Genomic DNA, 23128 nt, shown 5'->3' with positions numbered 1-23128 from the left:
CGATACTGGGGGCGTGCCCGGGCTCGCGATGCGCTTCCTCGGCCACTCCACCGTGCGGCTGGAGCTGGCCGGGTCCGTCGTGCTCACCGACCCGGTGCTCACCGCCCGCGTCGGCCCGCTGCGCCGGACGAGCCCGCTGCCCGACCGCGCCCACTTCGCCGACGCCGACCTGGTGCTGCTGTCCCACCTGCACGCCGACCACCTGCACCTGCCGTCGTTGCGCCTGCTGCCGCGCACGGTGCGCGTGGTGGCGCCCCGCGGTGCCGGCCGGTGGCTGCGCGGGCGTGGCATCCGCAACGTCGAGGAGCTCGCGCCCGGCGAGGAGCTGGAGCACGGCGACCTCCGGGTGCACGGGGTGCCCGCGGCCCACAGCGGGCACCGGTTCGGGCCGCGCTCCACCCACGGGCCGCAGGCCGCGGCGATGGGGCACCTCATCGAGGCAGGCGGTAACCGCATCTACGCGGCGGGCGACACCGACCTGTTCCCGGGCATGGCGGGCTTCGGCCCCCTGGCGGCGGCCCTCCTGCCGGTGTGGGGGTGGGGGCTCTCGCTCGGGCCCGGCCACCTCGACCCGCACCGCGCCGCCGAGGCCGTCGGGCTGCTGCGCCCGCGCGTCGCCGTGCCGGTCCACTGGGGCACGCTCGCCGTGGGCGGCCTGCCGCGGCTGCCCAGGGTCGGCGCGCGGATGCGCAGGCTGCTCGTCGAGCCGCCGCACCGGTTCGCCGCGGCCGTGGCGGCTGCGGGGGAGCGCACGCGGGTGCTCGTGACGGAGCCGGGCGCAGCGGTCGTGCTGGACGGGATGCAGCCGGTGGTGCGATGACCGGCTGGACGGATCCGTCCGCACTGGGCTACTCGGCGGTCTTCGGCGGCGTGCTCATCGGCTCAATCGTGCCGATCGTCCCGACCGGCGCGGTGGTGGGCGCGGCCGCCGCGATCGCCGTCTCCAGCGGCACCATGTCGCTCCCGCTGGTGCTCCTGCTGTCGGTCCTCGGGGCGTTGTTCGGCGACCTCGCCACGTTCGCCGTCGCGCACGCCGGGAGCTCGGCCGCGCAGCGGTGGGTCACCGGGCGGCAGTCGCCGGAACGGCTGGCCGCCGCGCGGGCGCAGTTCGAGCGCCGGGGCGGCCTGCTGGTAGTCGTCGGGCGGCTGTTGCCGGCCGGACGGATCCCGGTGCTGGTCGCGGCGGGTGCCCTCGAGTACCCGTGGCGGCGCTTCGTGCCGGCCGCCGTCCTCGCCTGCACGCTCTGGGCCCTCGCCTACGCGGCGCTCGGCGTGCTGTCGGGCGGCCTCTTCGACGACCCGGTGCTGGCCACGGTGCTGGCGGCCGTCCTCGTTCTCGTGCTGGCCGGGCTCGGCTCGCTGGTGTCCACGTGGCGCAGGCGGCGGCGGGCCCGTGCGGGAGCCGCGCGGTGATGCTGCCGGGAGGCGGCCGGCTCGTGCGCGGCGGCCGGGTGGTCGCACGGGTGCTGCTCGTGTGGGTGCTCGTCGTGGGCGCCCTGCGGCTGCTCGACACGTGGCTCACCGGCTTCTCGATGCCGCAGTGGTGGCAGCCGACGGTCTGCGCGCTCCTCTTCGGCGTGCTCAGCGCGGTGGTGTGGCCGCTGGTGCTGCGGGTCGCGCTGCCGCTGGCCGTGTTCACGCTGGGCATCGGCTCGTTCGTGCTGCTCGGTGCCGGGGTGCTGGCGATCTCGTTCGCGGTGCCCGGCGTCGCGATCACCGACTTCGGAACGGCCGTGGTGGTGGCGGTCGCGGTTGCGGCGCTCGGGTCGGTCGTCAGCAGCGTGGTCGGGCTCGACGAGGACGAGCTGTTCTTCCGGCGGGCGGCGCGCCGCAGCCGCCGCGGCGCCACCGTTGACGGGACGATGCCGCCCGGTGTGCTGCTCCTGCAGGTCGACGGGCTCGGCATCGACACGTTGCGGCGCGCCGTGCGGACCGGGGACATGCCGGCGGTCGCCCGCCTGCTCGACGACGGCAGCCACCGGCTCGCCGAGTGGCACACCGACTGGAGCTCGCAGACCGGAGCCAGCGTCTGCGGGATCCTGCACGGGGACAACTCCGACGTCATCGGGTTCCGCTGGTACGAGAAGGACCGCGACCACGTGATGGCGTGCTCCAGCCCGGAGGACGCGGCGGAGATCGAGCGCCGCCACTCCGACGGGCGTGGCCTGCTCGCCGTCGACGGCGCGACCAGGGCGAGCCTGTTCACCGGCGACGCCGCGCACACGAGCCTCACGATGAGCGCGTTGCCGCTGATCAGCGGGGCCGGCCGGCGCCGCCGCGGCCGGGACGGGGTCGGCGCGGGCTACTACGCCTACTTCGCCAACCCGGCGAACGCGCTGCGCACGGGGGTCGGCGCGCTCGTCGACTTGGGGCGGGAGGTCTCCGCCGCGGTGCGGCAGCGCCGCGCCGGCGTGCGGCCCCGGGTGAGCCGGGGCGGGTTCTACCCCCTGGCACGCGCCGGCACCACGGTGATCGCCCGCGACGTTGTCGTCTCCGCGATCACCGAGGACATGCTGGCCGGCCGGGCCGTGGTGTACGCCGACTTCATGGGCTACGACGAGGTGGGTCACCACTCCGGCGTCGAGCGGTTCGACGCGCTGGCCGTGTTGCGGGGCATCGACCGGCAGATCGGGCGGCTGCACCGCGCCACCCAGCTCGCCCCCAGGAGCTACCGGATCATCGCGCTCTCCGACCACGGGCAGACCCAGGGCTGGGCCTTCGCCGACCGGTTCGGCGAGTCGATCGAGGCGCTGGTCGGGCGGCTGTGCGGGGAGCCGCAGGCCGACCCGCGTCGCGGCTCGCACTCCGAGGCGAGCCGCCCGGCCGAGGGCTGGCCGGTCGACGCCGTGCTCGCCGAGGCGTCGTCCGGCGGCGGCCCGATCGCGCGCCGGCTGCGGGCCCGCGTGGAGCGGGCGGGTAGCACCGCCGATCGGCCGCGCACGCCCAGCGGCGCACCGAGCGAGGTGGCACGGGTCGCGCCCGGGGTTGTGGTCGTCGCGTCCGGCCACCTCGCGATGGTGTCGTTCACCGACCACGCGGGCCGGGTGGAGCTGGAGACGATCGAGCGCGAGTACCCGGAGCTGCTGCCCTCGCTCGTCGACCACCCCGGCATCGGGTTCGTGCTGGTGCGCAGCGCCGAGTTCGGCCCCGTCGTGTTCGGGCGCGACGGGCTGCACCGGCTCGCCACGGGCGTCGTCATCGGGGAGGACCCGCTCGCCCCGTACGGACCGCACGCCGCCGACCTGGTGCGCCGCGTCGACGCCTTCCCGCACTGCGCGGACGTGATGATCAACAGTCGGTACGACCCGGCCCGCGACGAGGCGTCGCCGTTCGAGCCGCACGTCGGTTCGCACGGCGGGCTGGGCGGGGGGCAGTCCCGCGGTTTCCTCCTGTACCCGGTGGAGCTGACGCCGCCCGACGAGATCGTCGGGGCGGAGGCGCTGCACCGCGTGCTACGCGGCTGGCTGACCCGCCTCGGCCACGCGGAGCCGGCGGGTTCGGGGGAGCGGGCGGTGCCGGCGGCGGCGGACTCCTAGCTCCGGGGACCTTCGTCGGCACGGCGTGCGAGGATCGCCCGCGTGAGCGACCCCTTCGTCCTCGTCCACGGTGCCTGGCACGGAGGGTGGTGCTGGCGGCCGGTGGCGCGGCTGCTGCGGGAAGCGGGCCACGAGGTGTTCACGCCGACGCTCACCGGCTTCGGCGAGCGGGCCCACCTGCTGAGCGCGGAGATCGGCCCCGACACGCTCGTCCAGGACGTGGTGGGCGTGCTGGAGTGCGAGGAGCTCACCGACGTCGTGCTGGTCGGGCACAGCTTCGGGGCGCTCGTCGCGCTCGCGGTCGCCGAGCGCACCCCGGAGCGGGTGCGGCGCGTCGTGCTCCTCGACGGGCTGGTCGTCGAGGCGGGGGAGACCGGGTTCGACGGCCTGCCACCGCAGTCCGCGGCAGCGCGCAGGGCCGCGGCCGAGGCCACCGGCGACATCGCGTTCCCGCCGCCCGGAGGTGCCGCGTTCGGGCTGATCGAACCCGACGACATCGCCTGGGTGGACCGCAGGCTCACCCCGCACCCGCTCCGCACCTACGCCGAGCCGTTCCCGCTGACCGCTCCGCTCGGCGGTGGCCGGCCCGTCACGTACGTCGCGTGCACCGACCCGGCCTACCCGGCGGTCCACTCCGCGCACGCGATCGCCCGGCGCGAGGGGTGGGAGTTCCGGGAGCTGGCCACCGGGCACGACGCGATGATCAGCGCTCCGGCGGCAACGGCAGAGCTGCTCTCCAGCTAGTTCCGTTCCGGATTGTTCCGTTCCGGATCGTCTGTACGCTGGCTGCATGGACGCGCGCAGCGACGACGAGATCCGGGCCGACCTCTCCTACCTGTTCGACAAGGCGAGCCAGGCGCTCGCCGCGCGGATGGGCACCGTGCTGGGCGAGCTGGGCATGACGGTGCGCGACTACTGCGTGCTCGCGAAGGCTGGGGCCCACGAGCTGACCCAGGGCGAGCTGGCCGAGATGGCCCTCCTGGACAAGACCACGATGGTCGTCACCTGCGACCACCTCGAGAAGGCCGGCCTGGCGCAGCGCACGCCGTCGCCCGCCGACCGCCGCGTGCGGATCGTCCGCACGACGGAAGCGGGCGACGAGGCCGTGGCGAAGGCTCGAGACGTGATCGACGACCTCTACGGCGAGGTGCTCGGCGTGCTGACCCCCGAGCAGCGCACGGTGCTGCTGGACGCCCTGATGAAGCTGGTCACCCACGGGGGTCCGCTGTCCGCCGTCGAGCCGAACCCGCACGCCCCGCGCCGGAAGCGGGGTGCCTGACCGTCCCGAAGCAGGCAATCTGGATCGGGATTGTCTGTTAAAAAACTATCTGCTACGGTCCATCTCATGACGAGATCGACCGCTACAGCGCCCCGCTCCGCACCGTCACGCTGGCTCGCGCTCGCCGTGCTCTGCGTCGGGACGCTCATGATCATTCTCGACGGCACGATCACCAGCGTCGCGCTGCCGGTGCTGCAGGCCGAGCTCGGCTTCACGACGGCGGGGCTGGCGTGGACGGTCAACGCCTACCTCGTGCCGCTCGGCGGCCTGCTGCTGCTCGCCGGGCGGCTCGGTGACCTCTACGGCAGGCGCCGGATGCTGCTCAGCGGCCTCTCGCTGTTCGTGCTGGCCTCGCTGCTGTGCGGGCTGGCGGTCGACGCCGGGATGCTCGTCGCGGCCCGGTTCGTCCAGGGGATCGGGGCCGCGATGGCGTCGGCCGTGGTGCTCGGCATGATCGTCGCGCTCTTCCCGGAGCCCGGCGAGCGGGCGCGGGCCATGGGCGTCTACGCGTTCGTCGGCGCGGCCGGGGCCTCCATCGGCACCCTGCTGGGCGGCGTGCTCACCGACACCGTCGGCTGGCGGTGGATCTTCCTGGTCAACGTGCCGATCGGGGTGGCCGCTGTGCTGCTCGCGCTGCGGCACGTCGCCGCCGACAGCCCGGCCGACCGCTCCGCGCGCCCTGACGTCATCGGCGGGCTGCTGGTCACCGCGGGCCTGGTGCTCGCGGTGTTCACGATCGTCGACACCTCGGGCGCCGCCGTGCGCCTCGGGATGGCCGCGCTCGCCGTTGCCCTGCTCGTCGGGTTCGTCGTCCGCCAGCAGCGGGCCGCCGAACCGCTCGTGCGGCTGCGGATCTTCCGCTCGCGGGCGGTCTCGGGTGGCAACGCGGCCCAGCTGCTGATGGTGGCGGGGATGCTCGGCTTCCAGTTCACCACGGCGCTGTACCTGCAGCAGGCGCTCGGGTATGCCCCAGCACAGGCCGGCTTCGCGCTGCTGCCCATCACGCTCACGATCGCGCTGGTGTCGCTCACCGCGTCGGGCCGGCTGATCGCGCGCTCGGGCGCTCGGACGGTGCTGCTCGCCGGGGAGATCCTGCTCGTGGCCGGCCTGCTGCTGCTCACCCGCCCGCCGGTGGGCAGCTACGTGGTGGACGTGCTGCCGTCGATGGTCGTGCTCGGCATCGGCGCGGGCCTCGCCCTGCCGGCGGTCACCACGCTGATGATGTCCGACGCCACCCCCGAGGACGCCGGGCTCGCCTCCGGACTGGCGAACACCAGCCAGCAGGTCGGCGGCGCGCTGGGCACAGCGGTGCTCGCCGCGCTGGCCGCAGCCCGCACCGACGCCGCCACCGCAGCAGGCGCATCGCCGATCGAGGCCCTGACGAGCGGCTACCAGCTCGCGTTCTTCACGAGCGCGGTCGCGGTGGCCGCAGCCGGGCTGGTCACGGTGACGGTGCTGCGCCGCCGCGCCTGACCTCCCAGTGCCATCTCGCGCCGGCAGGCACCGACCCCGAGCCCCGTTCCTAGGATCTGCAGCGTGAGCAACGCCAACGATGTCGTCGACGGAAGCCCGGTCGGCGGACCACTCTCCGGGGTGCTCGTCGCCGACTTCTCCCGCATCCTCGCCGGGCCGTACGCCACGATGCTGCTCGCCGACCTCGGTGCCACGGTGATCAAGGTCGAGGGCCCGGGCACCGGGGACGACACCCGCACCTGGGTGCCGCCCACCAGCGACGACGGCACCGCCACGTACTACCTGTCGATCAACCGGAACAAGCGGTCGATCGTGCTCGACCTCGCCGACCCTTCCGACCGCGACGTCGCTCAGCGGCTCGCCGCCCGCGCCGACGTCATGATCGAGAACTTCAAGCCGGGCGGTCTCGCGCGCTTCGGGCTGGACCACGAGGCGGTATCGGCGGCCAACCCGCGGATCGTCTACTGCTCGATCAGCGGCTTCGGCACGGCGGGCGGGGCGGCGCTGCCCGGCTACGACCTGCTCGTGCAGGCGACGTCCGGGCTGATGAGCCTCACCGGCGACGCCGACGGCCCGCCCTACCGCGCGGGCGTCGCCGTCTTCGACGTGATCACCGGGCTGCACTCGGCTCTCGCGATCGTCGCAGCGCTGCACCACCGGGAACGGACCGGCGAGGGGCAGAAGGTGGAGACGAACCTGCTGTCCGCGGCCCTGTCCGGCCTGGTCAACCAGACCTCGGCGGTGCTCGCCGGCGGGGTGGTGCCCGGCCGGCTGGGCAACGCCCACCTGTCGCTCTTCCCGTACGAGCCGCTGCCGACCGGCGACGGCGAGCTGATCGTCATCGCCGGCAACGACGGTCAGTTCCGCAAGCTCGCCACCGCGATCGGCGCCCCCGAGCTGCTCGACGACCCGCGGTTCGCCTCGATGGGCTCGCGCAACGCCCACCGCGACGAGCTGCGGCCGCTGCTGCTCGCGCGGCTGGCCACGAAGACCGCCCAGGAGTGGTTCGACATCCTCGCCCCCGCGGGCGTGCCGTGCGGGCCGATCAACACGATCGACGACGGCCTGGCCCTGGCCGAGCGCCTGGGGCTGGACCCGGTGGTGGAACCCGGAGGTGTCCCGAGCGTCCGCAACCCGGTGACGTACTCGGCGACGCCGCCGTCCTACCGGCGTCCGCCGCCCGCGCTGGGAGCGGACGGCGAGGAGATCCGGGCCTGGCTCCTGTCGTGATGACAGGAAAGCCACGTCGAGGGCCGTGCAGGCCCTGAACGTGGCTTTCCTGAACTCAGTTGCCGCCGCCGAACGGGTTGCCGAAGGGGTTCTGGCCGCCGAACGGGGTGCGGTTCCCGCCGCTCGGGCTGGTGGTCGCCGCCTGGTCGGGCTGGCTGCCCAACGTGACGTTCACGGTGCGCTCGGCGCCGCCGTTCCCGACGGTGAGCGCGACCTGCTCGCCGGGGGCGTGCGCGCCGACCCGGGCCATGAGGTCGGCGAAGTCGGCGACCGGCGCGTCGCCGACCTGCGTGACGACGTCGCCTGCCCTCAGCCCGGCTGCCTCGGCGGGCGAGCCCGGCTGCACGGCCGCGATCTGGGCGCCGTTGTCGCTGTTTCCGGCGATGCTGCCCTGCACCCCGAGCACCGGCTTGGTGGCGGTGCCGGTGCTCATGATCTCCTGGGCGACGCGCTTGGCCTGGTCGACCGGGATCGCGAAGCCGAGCCCGATGCTGCCGGAGTTCTGGCCCGTGGTCTCGATGGCCGAGTTGATGCCGACGACCTGGCCGTCGAGGTTCACCAGCGGGCCGCCGGAGTTGCCCTGGTTGATCGGGGCGTCGGTCTGGAGACCGTTGTAGACGACCGCCTGGCCGTCCTCGCCCTGCACGGTGACGGTCCGGTTCTGCGCGCTCACGATGCCGGTCGTGACCGTGCCGGTGAGGCCGCGCGGTGACCCGATCGCGACGACCGGCTGGCCGACCTGCAGCGAGTTGCTGTCGCCGAGCGTCGCCGGGGTGAGTCCGGTGGCGCCCTGCAGCCGGATCACGGCGATGTCGTAGCTCGGCGAGGTGCCCACGACGGTGGCCGGGTGCTCGCTGCCGTCCTGCAGGGTGACCGTGAGCTGGCGGCTGCCTGCGACGACGTGGTTGTTTGTCAGGATGTCGCCGCCCGCGCTGAGGATGATGCCGCTGCCCTCGGCCTCTCCCTGCGGGAGGGTGGCGCGGATGTCGACGGTGCTGGGCAGCACCGTCTGGGCGGCCGCGGTGACCGTGCCGGGCGCGGCGTTCACCGAGCTCGATCCCTGCGGCGCCGAGGAGAGGGTGGTGCCGGCGGGGCGGTCGAGCAGCGCGTAGGCGCCGCCGAATCCGGCGCCGCCGCCGACGAGGCCTGCGAGCAGGGCGGCGGCCACGACCGTGCCCATCCCGCGCTGCTTGCGCGGCCGGGGCGGCAGCGTGGCCGTCGGCGGCCCCTGGAAGTGGCCGGGCGGGGGCGGGAAGAAGCCGCCAACAGGCCCCTGCGGCGGGCCGTACTGGCCCGAGGGGTCGGCCGGAGGGGCCTGCTGGCCGGCGTCCTGCGCGTGCGCCGGTCCCGCGGCGCCCGCGTACGACGGAACGGGGTACTGCGCGGTACGGGAGTCCCCGGTCGAGGCGCTCGCGTCCCGGCCGTGCTCCCTCTGCTCGTCGCTCATGCCATTGACGATGCGCCAGGATTCTGAGCCTGTCCTGAGGACCACCTGGGAATACCAGCCGAAACCCCTGATCGGGCTATCGGGTGCCCCTCAGTAGTTGCGCCGCGACTTCGGCGTGCGCGCGCCCGTCCCCCCACGTGGTGATCGACGGTGCCGGCGGGTGCCAGTCCCCCGGGAGCCCGACGTGCAGTGCCACCGCGTCCGGTCGGGCGGCCCGGACGGCGTCGAACGCGGGCGAGGGGCCACGCACCACCACCACGAGCGGCCGGCCGGGCGGGGTGCCGGGACCCGCCGTCACCGCGGGGTCGTGGTGGCGCAAGGCCTCGACCACGCGCGGTTCCCCGGCCCGGCCGTCGGCGATGCTCACCGCGCCGCGCAGGTCGAGCACGTGCGTCCCCTTCCCGATGCGCACGTCCCCGGCCACTTCCGCGACCCGGCGCACGACCTGCGTGCCGTCCACATCGCCGGGACCGGCGGGTGCTGCGCGGACCCATGCGGCCAGCTCCGCGACCCGCCGCCCGGCATCGGCCAGCCGCTCCCGGGGCAGGGTGCCGTCGGCGACCGCGGCGAGCAGCGCGTCGCGCACCTCGCGGTAGCCGGTCTCGTCGTCGTAGCCGTTCTGCGGGTTGCCGATGCAGACCAGGTCGACCCCGGCCACGACGGCTGCGACCGCGCCCGGGCCCGTCCCGACCGAGGAGGCGACCGCGGCCATGTCGACGGCGTCGCTGATCACGACGCCGTCGAAGCCCAGCTCGCGGCGCAGCAGGTGCAGGAGCGGCGGGCTCATCGTGGCCGGCCGGTGGTCGAGCGCGGGGAAGCGCACGTGCGCGGTGAGCACGCACCGCACCCCCGCGGCGACCGCCGCTGCGAACGGCGGGAGGTCCCGGGCCCGCAGCGTGCCAGCGTCGTCGCCGATCACCGGCAGGGCCAGGTGGGAGTCGACGGTGGTGCACCCGTGGCCGGGGAAGTGCTTCGCGGTCGCCGCCGTGCCTGCTCCCTGCATCCCGCGGACGAACGCCGCGGTGTGCCGGGCCACGAGCTCCGGGGTGGCGCCGAAGGACCGGATGCCGATCACCGGGTTGTCCGGTTCCGCGTTCACGTCGGCCACCGGCGCGAGCGCGAGGTCGATCCCGCGCGCCCGGCACTGCGCCCCGATCCCGGCGGCCACCGCCTCGGTGACGGTCTCGTCGTCGAGCCGCCCCAGTGCGGCCGCGCTCGGGGCCGGGACGTCGAGGCGGGTGACCGAGCCGCCTTCCTCGTCGGATGCGACGAGGAAGCCGGGGCGGCGCCCGTGCAGCTCATCGGTGAGCGCGGAGAGACCGGGGCCGACGTTCCCGGCGAACAAGCAGACCCCGGCGAGCCCCGCGTCGGCGGCGCGGGCCAGCCAGCCGGGCACGGTCGTCCCGGTGAAGCCGGGGAGCAGCACCGCGTCGACGAGCCGCTCGTCGGTGGTCACCCCTTCACCGCACCCGCCACCAGGCCGTCGGTGAGCCGCTTCTGCGCGATCACGAAGAACACCATCACCGGGATCGTGATCAGCGTGGACGCGGCCATCACGGCGCCCCAGTCGGTGGCGTGCTGGCCGAAGAAGCGGCGCAGCCCGACCGCAACGGTGTAGTTCTGGTCGTCGGACATGAACGTCAGGGCGAAGATGAACTCGTTCCAGGCCACGATGAACGAGAACACGCTCGTGGCGACGAGCCCGGGCGCCACCAGCGGCAGCAGCACCGACCGGAACATCCGTCCCCACGATGCTCCGTCGAGGTAGGCGGCCTCCTCCAGCTCGACGGGCACCGCGGCGACGAACCCCCGGAGCGTCCAGATCGCGAACGGCAGCGAGAACGCCAGGTACACGACGACGAGCCCGAACAGGCTGTCCAGCATCTGGAAGGTGCGTGCCTGGATGAACAGGGGGATGACCAGCGCCTCCACCGGCACCATCTGGATGATCAGCACCATCACCAGCACGGACGTCCTGAACCGGAAGCGGAACCGGGCGACGGCCACCGCGGCCAGCAGGGCGAGCAGGGCGCCTGCGAGCACGGTGGCGAGCGCGACGACCAGCGAGTTCGTCAGGTACCGCCCGAACCCGCCCTCCGTGACGACGTAGGCGAAGTTGCGGAAGGTCCACTCGTCCGGCCACAGGGTGCGGGAGCCGGCGTTCGCCTCGCCGTTGAGGGCGGTGACGATCATGAGGTACACGGGGAACAGCGTGAAGACGAGCACGCCGGTGACCCCGAGGCCCTTCGCGGCAGCCCTCACAGCTCCTCCTCCCGGAACAGCAGCCGCAGGTAGGCCATCGTGACCACCAGCAGCATCGCGGTGAGCAGCACCGCGATCGCGGCGCCGAGGCCGTAGCGGTTCTGCGCGAACGACTCGACGTAGGACCAGGTGCCGAGCGTGAGCACGTTGCGGTTGACGCCGTCGCCGCCGGGCATCAGGTAGATCTGGGTGAACACCTTGAAGTCCCAGATCGTCGACAGGACCGTGACCACCGCGAACACCGGCCGCAGCATCGGGAAGGTCAGCGACCAGAACCGGCGCCACGCGCTCGCCCCGTCCATGATCGCCGCCTCCGTGAGCTCCCGCGGGATCGTCAGCAGACCGGCGAGCACCGTGAGCGCGACGAACGGGAAGCCGTGGTGCACCACGTTGAGCGCGGCCACCGCGTAGAACGAGATGCGCCCGGCGAACGGGTTGGCGGTGGCGGCGTCGACGAGGCCGAGTGCGTCGAGCGCCTGCACCGCGATCCCGTCGACCGGCGCGAACACGAACACCCAGACGTACGTGCCGGTGACGGCCGGCATCGCCCACGCCACCATGATCGCGGTGGTGACGAGGCCGCGGACCAGCGGCGTGAGCCGGGCGAGCAGCAGGGCGACCAGCGTGCCGAGCACCACCGTGAGCACCACCGCCACCACGGCGAAGACCACGGTGTTGGGCAGCACGGTGGCCCACAGGTCCGCGCTGCCGAGCAGCTCCCCGTAGTTGTCGAGCCCGACCCACTTCGTGCGTCCCGACACGAGCTCGCGCAGGCCGAAGTCCTGCAACGAGAGCACCAGCACCCGGACGAGCGGGTAGAGCAGCAGCCCGCCCATCACGAGCAGGGCGGGCGTCAGCAGCAGCCACGGCCGGGCGACGGCGGTGCGGCGGCGCGGGCGGGGCGCGGGTGGCGCCACGCCCGGCCTGACGTCGGTGCGCTCCGCGAGGGTCATGCGCCGCTGGCGAAGATCTCGTTCATCTCCGCCGCCGCGGTGGAGGTGGCCTGCTCCACGGTGGCCTCGCCCGTGAGGACGGAGCGCATCATGGCCGCGATCGTCTTCTTGCCCTGGATCTGGCCGAAGGCCGGGGTGACCGGCACGCTGCGCCCTGAGTCGACCATCTGCATGGCGAACGGCGCCACGAGCGGGTCGGGCGACCGGGCGGCCTCGTTCAGCAGCGCCGTGGTGCCCGGGAAGTAGCTGGACTCCTGCGCCCACTTGGCGGCGAAGTCGCCCGTGCCCATCGTCTCGACGAGCTGCCACGCCAGGTCCTGGTCGTCGCTGGTCTCGAAGATCGACAGCAGCGACCCGCCCAGCACCGAAGGGGCGAGCCCGCCGGTCGGCCCGGGGATCGGGAACGCGCCGATCTTGCCCTGCAGGTCGGGTGCGGCCTCGAGGATGGCCTTCGGCGTCCAGCTGCCGGAGAAGATCATCGCCGACTGGCCCTTGGTGAAGGAGTCGCGCACGTCGGTCTCGCGCCAGGTGGCCGCCGCGGGTGTGGAGAACCCGTGTTCCAGCGCGAGGTCCGCGTAGAATTGGATGCCGGCACGGGCCTGGGGGGAGTCGATGCCGCTGGTCCAGGTGTCGCCGTTCTGCGTGGCGATCTGCCCGCCCGCGCCCCACACGAAGGGGTAGACGATGAACTCGTTGTCGCCCGCGATCGGCAGCGGCAGGAGATCGGGACGCGCCTCCTTGATGCGCTGCCCGACGGCCACGAGCTCGTCCCACGTGGTGGGCGGCTGCAGTCCCAGCTCGGCGAACACGTCGGTGCGGTAGACGATCGAGCGGACGCCCGCGTACCAGGGCATGCCGTAGAGCGCACCGCCGAGCGTCCCGGCCTCCACGAGTCCGTCGACGAGGCCGTCGGACAGCCCGGCCTCCTGCACGCGCGGGGTGAGGTCGACCAGCGCGCCCGCGTCACCGAACTCGCCGACCCACGTGGTGCCGATCTCCGCGACGTCCGGCGTGGTGCCGCCCGCGATCGCGGTGACGAACTTGTCGTGCGCGGAGGCCCACTGCACGAACTGCACGTCCAGCGTGGCGCCGGTGCGCTGCTGGAACGCGGTGGAGAGCTCGGAGAAGAACGGTTGGGCGTCCGGGTTGGTGCCCTCCATGATCCAGACGGTCAGGGTGCGGTCACCGCCGCCGCCGGAGGCGGTTCCGCCGCCGCCGCATCCGGTCAGGGCCAGAGCGGCGACGGCGAGGACCGCTACCGCGCTCCGGCGTGCCGTTCGGGATCCGGGCATGGACCACATGGGTTCCCCTCCGACGGATTTGAGACCAGAGGTCTAGGCGTCGGACTGTAGTGTCGGCCACCCCCGCGACGTCAAGCGTCGTTCCGGTTACGACGGGTAGATGTCGGCCATGATGCGGTAGCGATCGCCTCGGTAGATCGACCGCACGAACTCGGCCACCCGCCCGCCGTCCACCCGGCAGGTGCGCTCGAAGCAGAACGCGGGGGCGCCGGGCTCGACCCCGAGCACCGCGGCGTCCTCGGCGCTGGTGAGGGCGGCCTCGGCGGTCTGGGTGCCCGAGGCGATGCGGTGCCCGTACCGCTCGGCGAGCACCTCGTAGTAGGAGCGGTCCTCCAGGTCGGCGCCGGTGAGGCCGGGTACGAGGTCGGCGGGGACGTGCAGGTCCTCCACGGCCATCGGCTCGTCGTCGGCCAGTCGCAGCCGTCGCACGTGCAGGACCGGCGTGCCCGTCGGCACCTCGAGCAGCGCCGCCAGCATCACGCCTGCCGGGGCGCGGCCCGACCGCAGCGTGCGGCTGCCGGGTCGGAGGCCGCGGGAGCGCATGTCGGTCGAGAACGAGTTGGCCGCGAGGCGGTGTGCCTCCCTGCCCGCTGCGACGAACGTGCCGGCGCCCTGCCGGCGCACGAGCACGGCTTCGGCGACGAGCCCGTCGACGGCGCGGCGCAGCGTCATCCGGGCGACACCCAGCTCGCGTGCCAGGTCGCGCTCGGCGGGGAGCGGCTCGCCGGGGGACATCGCGGAGATCAGCTCGGCGAGCCGCGCTCGCAGGCGCCGCTGCTTGTCGGTCTCCGTCGACGGAGCGCTCATAGCCCATTGGTACACCAGTGGTCCCCCGGAAGGCGAACCTTCGCGGTTAGCACCACCACCGGCGCTCGTTAGCTCACGCTAACCGGATTTTGCAGTTCAGCCGCTGCCTCGGATGCTCATAGCGTCGACCGCGACATGGACGGATTCCTGATTGCCTTCGCCGTCAGCTTCGGGGTGGTGTTCGTCGCCGAGCTCGGCGACAAGTCCCAGCTGATGGCCCTCGCGTTCGCCACGCGCTACCGGGCCCTCCCGGTGCTCGTGGGCATCACCATCGCCACCACGGCGGTGCACCTGATCTCGGTCGCGGTCGGGCACGGGCTGGGCGCCGCGCTCCCCACTGGGTGGATTGCGCTGGTGGCCGCGGTCGCCTTCGTCGGGTTCGGGGCCTGGACCTTGCGCGGCGACCGGCTGACGGCGGCCGAGCGGGCCAAGGCCGAGCGGGCCACCGGGTCGGCCGTGCTCGCCTCGTCGGTGGCGTTCTTCCTCGCCGAGCTCGGCGACAAGACGATGCTCGCCACGATCACCCTGGCCACCCAGTACGGCTGGTTCGGGGTGTGGCTCGGCTCCACCCTCGGGATGGTGGCCGCGGACGCGCTGGCGATCGTCGTCGGGCGGAAGCTGGGGCGGCTGCTGCCGGAGCGCGCCGTCCAGATCGGCGCCGCCGTGCTGTTCTTCCTGTTCGGTGGCTCGCTGGCGGTGCAGGCCGCGGGGGAGCTCACCGGTCGTTCCGCCTGGAACGTGCTGGCGGACGCACTGGACCACCACGCAGCAGGCTGGCTCGCACTCGTGATCGCCGCGCTCGTGGCGGTGCTGGGCGCGGTCGGTGGGCGCCGCCTGCTGCACGCCTCGCCCGCCCGCCGCGCGATCGGTCGGGCGGAGCGCGTGCGGGGCTCGGCCGCATGGTGGAGCCGCGTGCTCCACGGCGTCGCCACGGTGCTCGGCCTCGTGGCGCCGCTGCTCGTGGCCGCCGACGTCGTCGACCCGATCGCGCTGTTCGACGACCCCGGCCTCGTCGTGATCGGTGCCGGCCTGGCCCTGCTCGGGGTGGCCCTGGTGCTCGCGTCGCAGATCGAGCTGCGACGCGGTGGGTCCGCCGACCCGGTGCTCGCCAGTCGCGGGCTGCGGTCGCGGATGCGCAACCCCGGCCTCACGGGCATCGTCCTGGCCACGGCGGGCACGCTCGTGATGGTGCCGACGCTGGTCGGCGTGCTGGCCGCGGTGCTGCTCGTCGTGTCGGTGCGCATCCAGGTGCGTGCGGTGCGGGAGCCGATGCTGGCGGAGCTGCACGGCGAGGAGTACGTCGCCTACGCGGCCCGAACCGGCCGCTACCTACCCCGGTTGACGCCGTCCCGGTCGTGAGTGGTTACGAGTGTTTCCAGCACTCGTAACCACTCACGGGTGGTTCAGGGCTTGGCCCAGGCGCCACCGGACATGGCGGCCGAGCGGACCCGGAAGCCGGCCGTGCCCTCCACGATGTCGCGGCGCAGCTGCTCCTTCGTGCGGCCCGTGCTGTTCACCGTGGGGCCGAGGGCCCGGGCGATCTCCTTCAGCACCGGCACCGTGAACTCCACGCGGCTCTTCAGGTAGTCGGCCACCTCGCCGGGGGTGGCGAGCCGGTTGATGTCGGCGGCGGCCGCCGCGATGTCGACGCTCGTGTCCCGCTGCACGACCTCGCGCCTGCGCATCTGGCGCGCCGGGCTCGGCTGGTAGACGAGCTTGCCCTCGCCGGAGGCGATGTCCTGGAGCTGCTCACGGCTGAGCGACTCGAGCAGCGCGACGGCCTTCTGCAGCGCGATCGCCAGCGGCGGGGAGGGGAGCGGGGAGCTCGGGAGCGATTCGATGTCGATCCGATCTGCGTCGATCGCACCTGCGTCGATCGGGTCGTATCCGGTCACGGCGCAATCCTCTCCAGCCGGCCCGACAGCTCGGACACCATGTCGCGCAGCTCACGGGTGGCGGCCCGCCCCGTGCCGCCGAGGATCACCGGCACGCCGTGCTCGGGCGCCGGGCCGTAGACGGCCTTGCTGTCGCGGATCGTGGTCGCGAACGTGGGGACCTCGCGGGCCTCGATCCGGCTGATCACACTGCGCTGCGCCTCGATGGGGGCGCCGTTCTGGTTCTGCACCATCGTGAACACGACGGACGCGGCGGGCCGCTCGACCGGAACCTCGGAGTGCTCGTTGTACTCCTCGACGAACGAGCGGATCTTCAGTCCGAGCGAGTCGATGCCGTTGGTGGACAGGTAGTCCGGCTTGGTCGGGATCAGCAGCAGGTCGCTGGCCGCGACGGCGTTCTTCGCGATGAGCCCGAAGTTCGGAGCGCAGTCGATGAGAACCGTGTCGTAGTCGGCGAAATCGTCGTGGGCGAGCATCCCGCGCAGGCTGCCGTGCAGCTCGCCGAACCGCCCGGGCGCCGAGAGCAGCTCCGCGGCCAGATTGGTTTCCACGTCCGTGAGGTCGCGGTGGGCGGCGATGAGGTCCAGCCGCCCGGTGCCGCGCGCCAGCTTGTCCTGGACGCGAGGCGGGGTGGAGACGAGCTTCGCCGGGGACTCGGCGTTGTCGCTCCCGATCCGATCGAACCAGTGCTTGATCGTCTTTTCCGGCAGCAGGTCAGCCGTCCACTCGCTCTGGGTGAAGAACGAGATCGTGAGGCTGGCCTGCCCGTCCAGATCGACGAGTAGCACCTTCTGACCTCGGGCCGCGAACCCGGCGCCGAGGTTGGCCGTGAGGGTGGTCTTGCCCACCCCTCCCTTGTGGTTGATGACGGCGACGACCTTCACCCGTTCTCCTCCCGCAGCACGCCGCGCGAACGATGCCATACGCCCGGAGGAGGGCTGCACTTAGGCCAATCGGCTTATGCCGACTGCGCTACGAGGCGGCATCGGCACACCGGCCGAGGGGGCAGACTCTAGGGCCGTGTGCATTACGCCGAGCACCGGGGCCCCGCGGGGAAGTTGATCACAGATCGGCTCTACCAGCGGAGATGCGCCTCACAGTCGCTGAGGCGCATCTCCCGGGCCGCTGCCCCCGAACGAGCTCGTCCAAGGATCACTCGATCGGGTGAGTGGGCGCACGCCGAGCGGCAGAACGTCATCACGCAGTGCCAACGCCACGCCTACCGGCGTCACTCGACCGGCCGCCGGCGTCAGCGGTCGTAGTCGTCGTCCTCCGGCACGACGAGGCGCTGCTCCGCGACGTCGGCCGGGTCGGCCTCCGACGGCAGGTCCGTCGGGTCGACCAGGGGCTCATCGCCGTCATCGGTGCCCTGCAGCTGCTCGACCACGTCGGCGTCCGGGTCCTCGATACCCATGCTGTCCCTCCGTCGCTCGAAGATGCCCGGGCGAGTGTGCCCGACGGGACGATCGCTCACACCACCCGAGCGGGTCCGGGGCTACCGGAGCGCCGGGAGGCCGCCTCGGCCCCTGATCAGGCGGGGGCGGCGGCCGCTCGCGTGGTCTGCGTGAGGATCGCGGCGGCGAGCGGGGAGATCACGGTCCGGTTGATCGCGTGGCCCATCCCGGGGATCCGGACCAGCCTGCCCTGCCCGAGCGATCGGGCCAGCACGCCCGAGTTGGGTGGCGGGAACGCCGGGTCCTCCGGCGCCTCGATCACGAGCGTCGGCACCGTGACGGCGGCCAGCTCGGCTCCGCGCTCCATCCCGTCGGTGGCCATCCGGGCGTGCGCGACCACGGGGTCGTGCGTGCCGGCGTGGGCGATGACGCGTTCTTCGAGGGCGCGGAACTCCGCCGGGTCGAACAGGGTGCCGGAGCCGTTGAGCATGCGCCAGTGCTCCAGCCGCCACGCGATCTCGCCCTCGACGTCGCGGGGGTCGTCCATCTCGGCCCACAGGCGCAGCAGCGCCGGGTCCGGGCCGGGGAGGGGCGGCGTGGGTGCGGGATCCGCGAACGGGAGCGGCCCGGTGCAGAAGAGCGTGGCGGTGGCGATGCGGTCGGGGTGGTCCAGCAGCATGAGCTGCACGAGGTACCCGCCCATCGACATCCCGACCACGTGCGCGCGCGGGACGTCGAGCGCGTCGAGCACGGCGATCGCGTCCTCGGCGAGGTCCGTGATCCCGTAGGGGTCGTCCTCGAACGCGGTGGAACGCCCGGTGTCGCGATGGTCGTAGCGGATGACGCGGTGGTGCTCGGCGAGCTGGGCGACGAGTGGGTCGGGCCAGACGAGGCCGGAGGCGTTGGCGCCCATCACGAGCAGCAGCGGCTCACCCGGGTGGGACCCGGTGGGCTCGATGTCCTCGACCCAGAGGCGGACACCGGGCTCGACGTCGACGAAGCGTTCCACGGCGTGCAGCCTGCCGGTCGACGGTGCTCGTGTCGATCGGTGGGGGCGTGGCGGGCGCCACCCCGCCCGGGCCCGGTCTCTAGTTGGTCACTAGGCCGGGCGCCGGGCGGCGGGTGTCACTTGAGTGCGTCGATGAGCGCCTGGCGCTGGCGGTCGCCGAGACCGGCGGCGCGGCGGGACGCGTCGATGCCGGTCTGCTCCAGCAGGGCCGAGACCTTGGCGGGGCCGTAGCCGGGCAGGCTCTTGAGCAGGTCGGCCACCTTGGTCTTGCCGACGACCTGGTCGGTCTTGGCGCGGTCGAGAACCGCGGGGATCGTCTGCTCGCCGCGCGCGATCGCGTCGCGGAGCTCCTTGCGGGCGGTGCGTGCGGCCGCGGCCTTCTTCAGGGCCTCGGCGCGCTGCTCCGGAGTGAGCGTGGGCAGTGCCATGTCGACCTTCTCTCCTCTCCGTGCGTCCACCCCGGATGGGATGTGCGCAGGTCATCTTGGCTGTCAAGGGTGACAGAACCGTGCAGCGCCACGCACGCGCCCCCCGGTCCGCGCCGAACGGTCTTCCCCGGTCGGGGGTGGTTCACCCGCGAAAAGGGAGCGGTTCGAGCCCGCGGACACCCGGCACGCACCGGTACAGGGCACCCGCGCGGCCGTCCTGCCCGCCAGCGCCGGTCGCCGATGTGGTGATCCACAGCTCGTCCAGCTCGGGACCGGCGAACGCGCAGGCAGTGGGGTGTGTGGTGGGTACCCGAACGACCGCGTCGAGCTCGCCGTCGGGCGTGTAGCGGTGCACGGCGGAGCCGCCCCACAGCGCCACCCAGATCCCGCCGTCCGCGTCCACGGTGAGCCCGTCGGGTGTGCCGCCCTCGACGTCGACGAACCGGTCCCGGGAGGTCACGGCCGGCGCGGCGAGGTCGACGGTCAGCACGTCGATCCCGCCGGTGCCGGAGTCGACGTAGTAGGCGCGGGAGCCGTCGGGCGCCCAGCAGAGGCCGTTGGAGACCGTGACGCCGGTGAGCATCGTCGCGACCGACCCGTCAGGGGCGAGCCGGTACAGCGACCCCCGGCCGGGGGTGGAGTCGTAGGCCATCGAGCCGCACCAGAAGCCGCCTGTGGGGTCGCAGCCGCCGTCGTTCATGCGGACGCCCTGGTCGGACCACAGCTCGCCGAGCGGCCGTGCCGCACCATCCCCGGAAGATCCCGGCTCGTCGAGCAGCCCGAACCCGCGCTCGAGCGCCACCACCCAGCCGCCGCGGGCCCGGGGGCGCAGGGCGGCGAGGACGTCGCCCACGTGCCGGCGGCGCACCTCGGCGAGCTCGGCCCCGTCGCGCAGCAGGTCGACGGTGAGCAGGTCGCCGCGGAGCATGTCCACAGAGGCGAGTACGCCGCGGCTCGCGTCCCAGACGGGTCCCTCGCCGTGCTCGGCGACGGCGGCGGTGGCTTGCTCGGCGGTGATCTCACGAGTCATGGCGCCCAGTAGACCAACGCAGGCCGGTCCCGGTCAGCCCGGCCCGGTGAGCTGCGCCAGCAGCTCGAGCGCGTCGTGCGATGCGGAACCGGGTTCGGCGGTGAAGACCGCCACGCGCTGGCCGTCGTCGGGGAGCGCCATGAGCTCGTCGGTGAGGGTCAGCCTGCCGACGAGCTCGTGGTCGTACTCGCGCGTGTGGTGGGCGCAACCGTGCGCCGGGTGCGCGGCCCACAGCTCGGCGAACTCCGGGCTCGCGATGCTGAGCTCGCCGACCAGCTCGGCGAGGCGCCGGTCGTCCGGGAAGCGGCCGGTCAGCAGGCGCAGGTCGGCCACGGTGTCGCGGGCCTTGCCGGGCCAGTCGACGATCAGGGTCCTGAAGTGCGGGTCGAGGAAGAGCAGCCGTGACCAGTTGGGTCGCCGCCGCTCGTCGCCGGGTGCGTCGACGTCGAGGGCCGCGGCGAGGAGGGCGTGCCCGAGCCGGTTCCAGGCCAGGACGTCGGTGCGACGGCCGAGGACGATCGCGGGCACCCGCAGTGCGTCGATCATGGTCCGGACGGCGGGCCGCAGGCGCTCGGGCTCGTCGGTGCGCACCGACGGCGCCGCGGGGCGCGCGAGCCGGTGGAGATGGGCCCGCTCGTCGTCCCCGAGGCGCAGCGCCCTCGCCAGCGCGTCGAGCACCGCGGGGGAGACGCCCCCGCTCTGGTCCTGCTCCAGCCGGACGTAGTAGCCCACGCTGACGCCGGCCAGCCGGGCCAGCTCCTCGCGGCGCAGGCCGGGCACTCGGCGGCGCTCGCCGTAGTCGGGCAGTCCGGCGGCATCCGGCGTCAGCGCGGCGCGGCGGCTGCGCAGGAACTCGCCGAGCGTCGACATCTGGGCCACGGGTCCAGTGTCCGCGATCGGTCGCAGCCGTGCCTGCACCTGCCGGTGGTACCCCGGGCACGGGCTGGTGGCCCGGGTCCGGCACGGGTGAGGCTCCCGTCATGAAGATCGTTGTGATCGGCGCGACCGGGACCATCGGACGGGCGGTGTCGGCGGCGCTGGGCGAACGGCACGAGGTCGTGGCGGCCGCGCGGCGCGGCCCGCTGCGGGTGGACCTGGCGGACCCGGCTTCGATCGAGGCGCTGTTCGACACCGTCCCCGACGTCGGGGCCGTGGTCTGCTGCGCGGTGAGCGGGTCGCTGACGCGGCTGGACTCGCCGTCCGACGACGAGTTCTTCACCGGTCTCGACGGGAAGCTGATGGGCCAGGTGCGGCTGGTTCGTGCGGCCGCACGCCGCAGGCTCAGCGGCTCGGTCACGCTGACCGGCGGCCGGTTCGACGGCCCGCTTCCGGGCAGCACGTTCGGGCGGCTGGTGAACGTGGGCCTCGAGGCGTTCGTCCACGCGGCGCCCGCGGAGGTGCCCGACGGTCTGCGGGTGAACGTCGTGAGCCCCGGCTGGGTCCGCGAGACCCTCGCTGCCGTCGGCGAGGACGGCGGCGTCCCCGCGGACGTGCTGGCCCGGGTCTACGTCGATGCGGTGGAGGGCGCGATGACGGGAAGCACGCTCACCGCCCGGTGACGCAGAACGGCGCCCCGCTTGTTGGCGGGGCGCCGTTCTGGGGGGATCAGGCGCTGGTGGCGGCCTTCTCCGGCTGGGGAGCGGACGTCCGAGGCGCCTCGTCCGCGTCGTCGAGCATCGTGGCCTCGTCGAACGGGTCCTCGCCGCGCAGCACGCGGTCGGCCTTCTCGCGGTCGAACTCGCCGACCCAGTGGCCGATCAGGACGGTCGCGACGGCGTTGCCGGCGAAGTTGGTCAGCGCGCGGGCCTCGGACATGAACCGGTCGATCCCGACGATGATGCCGACGCCGTCGACGAGGTCGGGGCGGTGCGATGCGAGGCCGCCCGCGAGCGTCGCGAGCCCGGCGCCGGTGACGCCCGCGGCACCCTTCGACGCGATGATCATGAACAGCAGCAGCCCGATCTGCTCGCCGATCGCCATCGGCCGGCCGAGTGCGTCGGCGATGAAGAGCGACGCCATCGTCAGGTAGATCGCGGTGCCGTCCAGGTTGAACGAGTAGCCGGTCGGCACCGTGATGCCGACGACCGGCCGGGAGATGCCGGCGTGCTCCATCTTCGCGATCAGCCGCGGCAGGGCCGACTCCGACGACGACGTCGACACGATCAGCAGGAACTCGCGGCCCAGGTAGCGCAGCAGCGAGAAGATGTTGATCCCGACGACGAACCGCAGCAGCAGCCCCAGCACGACGAACACGAAGAGCGCGCACGTGACGTAGAAGCCGAGCATCACCTGGAACAGCGCGACGATCGCCGACCAGCCGGTCTCGCCGACAACGGCGGCGATGGCGCCGAACGCACCGATCGGCGCCGCCCACATGATCATGGCGAGCACGCGGAAGACGAGCCGCTCGACGTGCTTGACGCCGCGCAGGATGGGCTCGCCGGAGCGGCCGAGCGCCTGCACCGCGAACCCGACCAGCAGGGCCACGAACAGGGTGGAGAGCACGCTGTCGCCGACCAGCGGGGAGAACAGCGTCGTGGGGATGATCCCCATGAGGAACTCGGACGTCGACTCGCCCTCCGGCGCCTCGTAGCCGGCGGCGCCGCCGACGTCCAGGCCCATCCCCGGCTGCACGATGTTGCCCACGACGAGGCCGATGACCAGCGCGACGGTGGACATCGCGATGAAGTAGCCGAGCGCGAGCCCGCCGACGCGGCCCACCTTCGCCGCCTGCCGGATCGACCCGATGCCGAGCACGATCGTGCAGAAGATGACCGGCGAGATCATCATCTTGATCAGGTTGACGAACGCCGTGCCGACCGGCTTGAGCGCCTTGCCGAGGTCGGGGGAGACCAGGCCGACGACGACGCCGAGGAGCACCGCGACGATCACCGCGATGTAGAGGTAGTGCGTGCGATCCCGCCGGGGTGGCGGGCTGGTGTCTGTCACGGGTTCCTCCGAAGCCGACGACTCTGGCGATTTCAGGCGATTGCAGGGGTACCGGCTGACCGGTGACCATCGCGGCGAGCATGCGGCGCGGGATGGTTATCGTCGCCCTTCTGTTCATTTCGTGCGACGCGAGGA

23 protein-coding genes are annotated in these 23128 nt (G+C 73.3%); 9 read left to right on the top strand and 14 right to left on the bottom strand.

Annotation, left to right across the window (positions count from 1 at the left end; all coding sequences use genetic code 11):
• Window positions 1-13 precede the first annotated feature (13 nt).
• The 7 genes from FB388_RS27145 (at window position 14) to FB388_RS27115 (ending at window position 7518) form a co-directional block, all read left to right on the top strand.
• On the top strand, window positions 14-820 hold the full coding sequence (locus tag FB388_RS27145; protein WP_170225847.1) for an MBL fold metallo-hydrolase: 807 nt from the start codon (window positions 14-16) through the stop codon (window positions 818-820).
• Complete coding sequence (locus FB388_RS27140; protein WP_142104966.1) at window positions 817-1413, top strand: DedA family protein; 597 nt, start codon at window positions 817-819, stop codon at window positions 1411-1413. The genes FB388_RS27145 and FB388_RS27140 overlap by 4 nt, the downstream gene beginning before the upstream one ends.
• Window positions 1413-3536, top strand: a complete 2124-nt coding sequence (locus FB388_RS27135) for a phage holin family protein (RefSeq protein ID WP_142106320.1) — start codon at window positions 1413-1415, stop codon at window positions 3534-3536. Before FB388_RS27140 ends, FB388_RS27135 begins: the two co-directional genes overlap by 1 nt.
• A gap of 42 nt (window positions 3537-3578) precedes the next feature.
• Window positions 3579-4280, top strand: coding sequence for an alpha/beta fold hydrolase (locus tag FB388_RS27130; protein WP_211362234.1), 702 nt, complete (start codon window positions 3579-3581; stop codon window positions 4278-4280).
• Window positions 4281-4326: 46 nt separating this feature from the next.
• The gene (locus tag FB388_RS27125; RefSeq protein WP_142104964.1) at window positions 4327-4815 is read left to right on the top strand and encodes a MarR family winged helix-turn-helix transcriptional regulator; all 489 of its coding nucleotides are present in this window, start codon (window positions 4327-4329) and stop codon (window positions 4813-4815) included.
• A gap of 66 nt (window positions 4816-4881) precedes the next feature.
• Window positions 4882-6288, top strand: a complete 1407-nt coding sequence (locus tag FB388_RS27120; protein ID WP_142104963.1) for an MFS transporter — start codon at window positions 4882-4884, stop codon at window positions 6286-6288.
• Between the two features lie 63 nt (window positions 6289-6351).
• Window positions 6352-7518 (top strand): CaiB/BaiF CoA transferase family protein, encoded by a 1167-nt coding sequence (locus tag FB388_RS27115; RefSeq protein WP_142104962.1) that lies wholly within the window; start codon window positions 6352-6354, stop codon window positions 7516-7518.
• Between the two features lie 55 nt (window positions 7519-7573).
• Here FB388_RS27115 and FB388_RS27110 read toward each other — a convergent pair whose 3' ends face one another.
• The 6 genes from FB388_RS27110 to FB388_RS27085 form a co-directional block, all read right to left on the bottom strand.
• Entirely contained in the window at window positions 7574-8965 is a 1392-nt protein-coding gene (locus tag FB388_RS27110) for a S1C family serine protease (RefSeq protein WP_142104961.1), read from the bottom strand.
• 76 nt (window positions 8966-9041) lie between these two features.
• Entirely contained in the window at window positions 9042-10421 is a 1380-nt protein-coding gene (locus tag FB388_RS27105; RefSeq protein ID WP_142104960.1) for a glycoside hydrolase family 3 protein, read from the bottom strand.
• On the bottom strand, window positions 10418-11227 hold the full coding sequence (locus FB388_RS27100) for a carbohydrate ABC transporter permease (RefSeq protein WP_246122446.1): 810 nt from the start codon (window positions 11225-11227) through the stop codon (window positions 10418-10420). Before FB388_RS27100 ends, FB388_RS27105 begins: the two co-directional genes overlap by 4 nt.
• On the bottom strand, window positions 11224-12180 hold the full coding sequence (locus tag FB388_RS27095; protein WP_142104959.1) for a carbohydrate ABC transporter permease: 957 nt from the start codon (window positions 12178-12180) through the stop codon (window positions 11224-11226). The genes FB388_RS27100 and FB388_RS27095 overlap by 4 nt, the downstream gene beginning before the upstream one ends.
• Entirely contained in the window at window positions 12177-13472 is a 1296-nt protein-coding gene (locus FB388_RS27090) for a sugar ABC transporter substrate-binding protein (RefSeq protein ID WP_142104958.1), read from the bottom strand. Before FB388_RS27090 ends, FB388_RS27095 begins: the two co-directional genes overlap by 4 nt.
• 96 nt (window positions 13473-13568) lie before the next feature.
• The gene (locus FB388_RS27085) at window positions 13569-14288 is read right to left on the bottom strand and encodes a GntR family transcriptional regulator (RefSeq protein ID WP_142104957.1); all 720 of its coding nucleotides are present in this window, start codon (window positions 14286-14288) and stop codon (window positions 13569-13571) included.
• Window positions 14289-14423: 135 nt separating this feature from the next.
• On the opposite strand from FB388_RS27085, the gene FB388_RS27080 reads away from it, so the two are divergent.
• Window positions 14424-15647, top strand: coding sequence for a TMEM165/GDT1 family protein (locus FB388_RS27080; RefSeq protein WP_142104956.1), 1224 nt, complete (start codon window positions 14424-14426; stop codon window positions 15645-15647).
• Window positions 15648-15691: 44 nt separating this feature from the next.
• Here FB388_RS27080 and FB388_RS27075 read toward each other — a convergent pair whose 3' ends face one another.
• The 7 genes from FB388_RS27075 to FB388_RS27050 form a co-directional block, all read right to left on the bottom strand.
• The gene (locus FB388_RS27075; RefSeq protein WP_142104955.1) at window positions 15692-16183 is read right to left on the bottom strand and encodes a hypothetical protein; all 492 of its coding nucleotides are present in this window, start codon (window positions 16181-16183) and stop codon (window positions 15692-15694) included.
• On the bottom strand, window positions 16180-17067 hold the full coding sequence (locus tag FB388_RS27070) for a ParA family protein (protein WP_170225846.1): 888 nt from the start codon (window positions 17065-17067) through the stop codon (window positions 16180-16182). Before FB388_RS27070 ends, FB388_RS27075 begins: the two co-directional genes overlap by 4 nt.
• Window positions 17068-17432: 365 nt before the next feature.
• Window positions 17433-17597 carry a hypothetical protein gene (locus FB388_RS39635; RefSeq protein WP_170225845.1) on the bottom strand — a complete coding sequence of 55 codons (165 nt, stop codon included), beginning with the start codon at window positions 17595-17597 and terminating at the stop codon, window positions 17433-17435.
• Between the two features lie 116 nt (window positions 17598-17713).
• Window positions 17714-18586, bottom strand: coding sequence for an alpha/beta fold hydrolase (locus FB388_RS27065; RefSeq protein WP_142104953.1), 873 nt, complete (start codon window positions 18584-18586; stop codon window positions 17714-17716).
• A gap of 116 nt (window positions 18587-18702) precedes the next feature.
• Window positions 18703-19014: an integration host factor, actinobacterial type gene (gene mihF / locus FB388_RS27060; protein WP_142104952.1), complete on the bottom strand. Its 312-nt coding sequence runs from the start codon at window positions 19012-19014 to the stop codon at window positions 18703-18705.
• A 142-nt stretch (window positions 19015-19156) separates the two neighbouring features.
• Window positions 19157-20044, bottom strand: coding sequence for an SMP-30/gluconolactonase/LRE family protein (locus FB388_RS27055; RefSeq protein ID WP_142104951.1), 888 nt, complete (start codon window positions 20042-20044; stop codon window positions 19157-19159).
• A gap of 33 nt (window positions 20045-20077) precedes the next feature.
• Entirely contained in the window at window positions 20078-20914 is an 837-nt protein-coding gene (locus tag FB388_RS27050; RefSeq protein WP_142106318.1) for a helix-turn-helix transcriptional regulator, read from the bottom strand.
• Window positions 20915-21024: 110 nt separating this feature from the next.
• On the opposite strand from FB388_RS27050, the gene FB388_RS27045 reads away from it, so the two are divergent.
• A complete protein-coding gene (locus FB388_RS27045; protein WP_142104950.1) occupies window positions 21025-21603 on the top strand; it encodes a short chain dehydrogenase in 579 nt (192 codons plus the stop codon).
• A 46-nt stretch (window positions 21604-21649) separates the two neighbouring features.
• Here FB388_RS27045 and FB388_RS27040 read toward each other — a convergent pair whose 3' ends face one another.
• The gene (locus FB388_RS27040) at window positions 21650-22993 is read right to left on the bottom strand and encodes a cation:dicarboxylate symporter family transporter (RefSeq protein WP_142104949.1); all 1344 of its coding nucleotides are present in this window, start codon (window positions 22991-22993) and stop codon (window positions 21650-21652) included.
• Window positions 22994-23128: the final 135 nt, after the last annotated feature.

Origin of the sequence: Pseudonocardia cypriaca (genome assembly GCF_006717045.1) — a bacterium.
In the GTDB taxonomy this organism is placed as follows: Bacteria; Actinomycetota; Actinomycetes; order Mycobacteriales; family Pseudonocardiaceae; genus Pseudonocardia; species Pseudonocardia cypriaca.
The sequence above is the reverse complement of the archived record's forward strand: the minus strand, read 5'-3'. Positions and strand labels throughout refer to the sequence as shown.

Excerpts from the sequence above, each read along its gene's own strand:
- FB388_RS27140 (WP_142104966.1), top strand. The coding sequence starts at position 817 with ATGACCGGCTGGACGGATCCGTCCGCACTGGGCTACTCGGCGGTCTTC.
- FB388_RS27135 (WP_142106320.1), top strand. The coding sequence starts at position 1,413 with ATGCTGCCGGGAGGCGGCCGGCTCGTGCGCGGCGGCCGGGTGGTCGCA.
- FB388_RS27125 (WP_142104964.1), top strand. The coding sequence starts at position 4,327 with ATGGACGCGCGCAGCGACGACGAGATCCGGGCCGACCTCTCCTACCTG.
- FB388_RS27120 (WP_142104963.1), top strand. The coding sequence starts at position 4,882 with ATGACGAGATCGACCGCTACAGCGCCCCGCTCCGCACCGTCACGCTGG.
- FB388_RS27110 (WP_142104961.1), bottom strand. The coding sequence starts at position 8,965 with ATGAGCGACGAGCAGAGGGAGCACGGCCGGGACGCGAGCGCCTCGACC.
- FB388_RS27095 (WP_142104959.1), bottom strand. The coding sequence starts at position 12,180 with ATGACCCTCGCGGAGCGCACCGACGTCAGGCCGGGCGTGGCGCCACCC.
- FB388_RS27090 (WP_142104958.1), bottom strand. The coding sequence starts at position 13,472 with ATGCCCGGATCCCGAACGGCACGCCGGAGCGCGGTAGCGGTCCTCGCC.
- FB388_RS27085 (WP_142104957.1), bottom strand. The coding sequence starts at position 14,288 with ATGAGCGCTCCGTCGACGGAGACCGACAAGCAGCGGCGCCTGCGAGCG.
- FB388_RS27080 (WP_142104956.1), top strand. The coding sequence starts at position 14,424 with ATGGACGGATTCCTGATTGCCTTCGCCGTCAGCTTCGGGGTGGTGTTC.
- FB388_RS39635 (WP_170225845.1), bottom strand. The coding sequence starts at position 17,597 with ATGGGTATCGAGGACCCGGACGCCGACGTGGTCGAGCAGCTGCAGGGC.
- mihF (WP_142104952.1), bottom strand. The coding sequence starts at position 19,014 with ATGGCACTGCCCACGCTCACTCCGGAGCAGCGCGCCGAGGCCCTGAAG.
- FB388_RS27055 (WP_142104951.1), bottom strand. The coding sequence starts at position 20,044 with ATGACTCGTGAGATCACCGCCGAGCAAGCCACCGCCGCCGTCGCCGAG.
- FB388_RS27050 (WP_142106318.1), bottom strand. The coding sequence starts at position 20,914 with ATGTCGACGCTCGGCGAGTTCCTGCGCAGCCGCCGCGCCGCGCTGACG.
- FB388_RS27045 (WP_142104950.1), top strand. The coding sequence starts at position 21,025 with ATGAAGATCGTTGTGATCGGCGCGACCGGGACCATCGGACGGGCGGTG.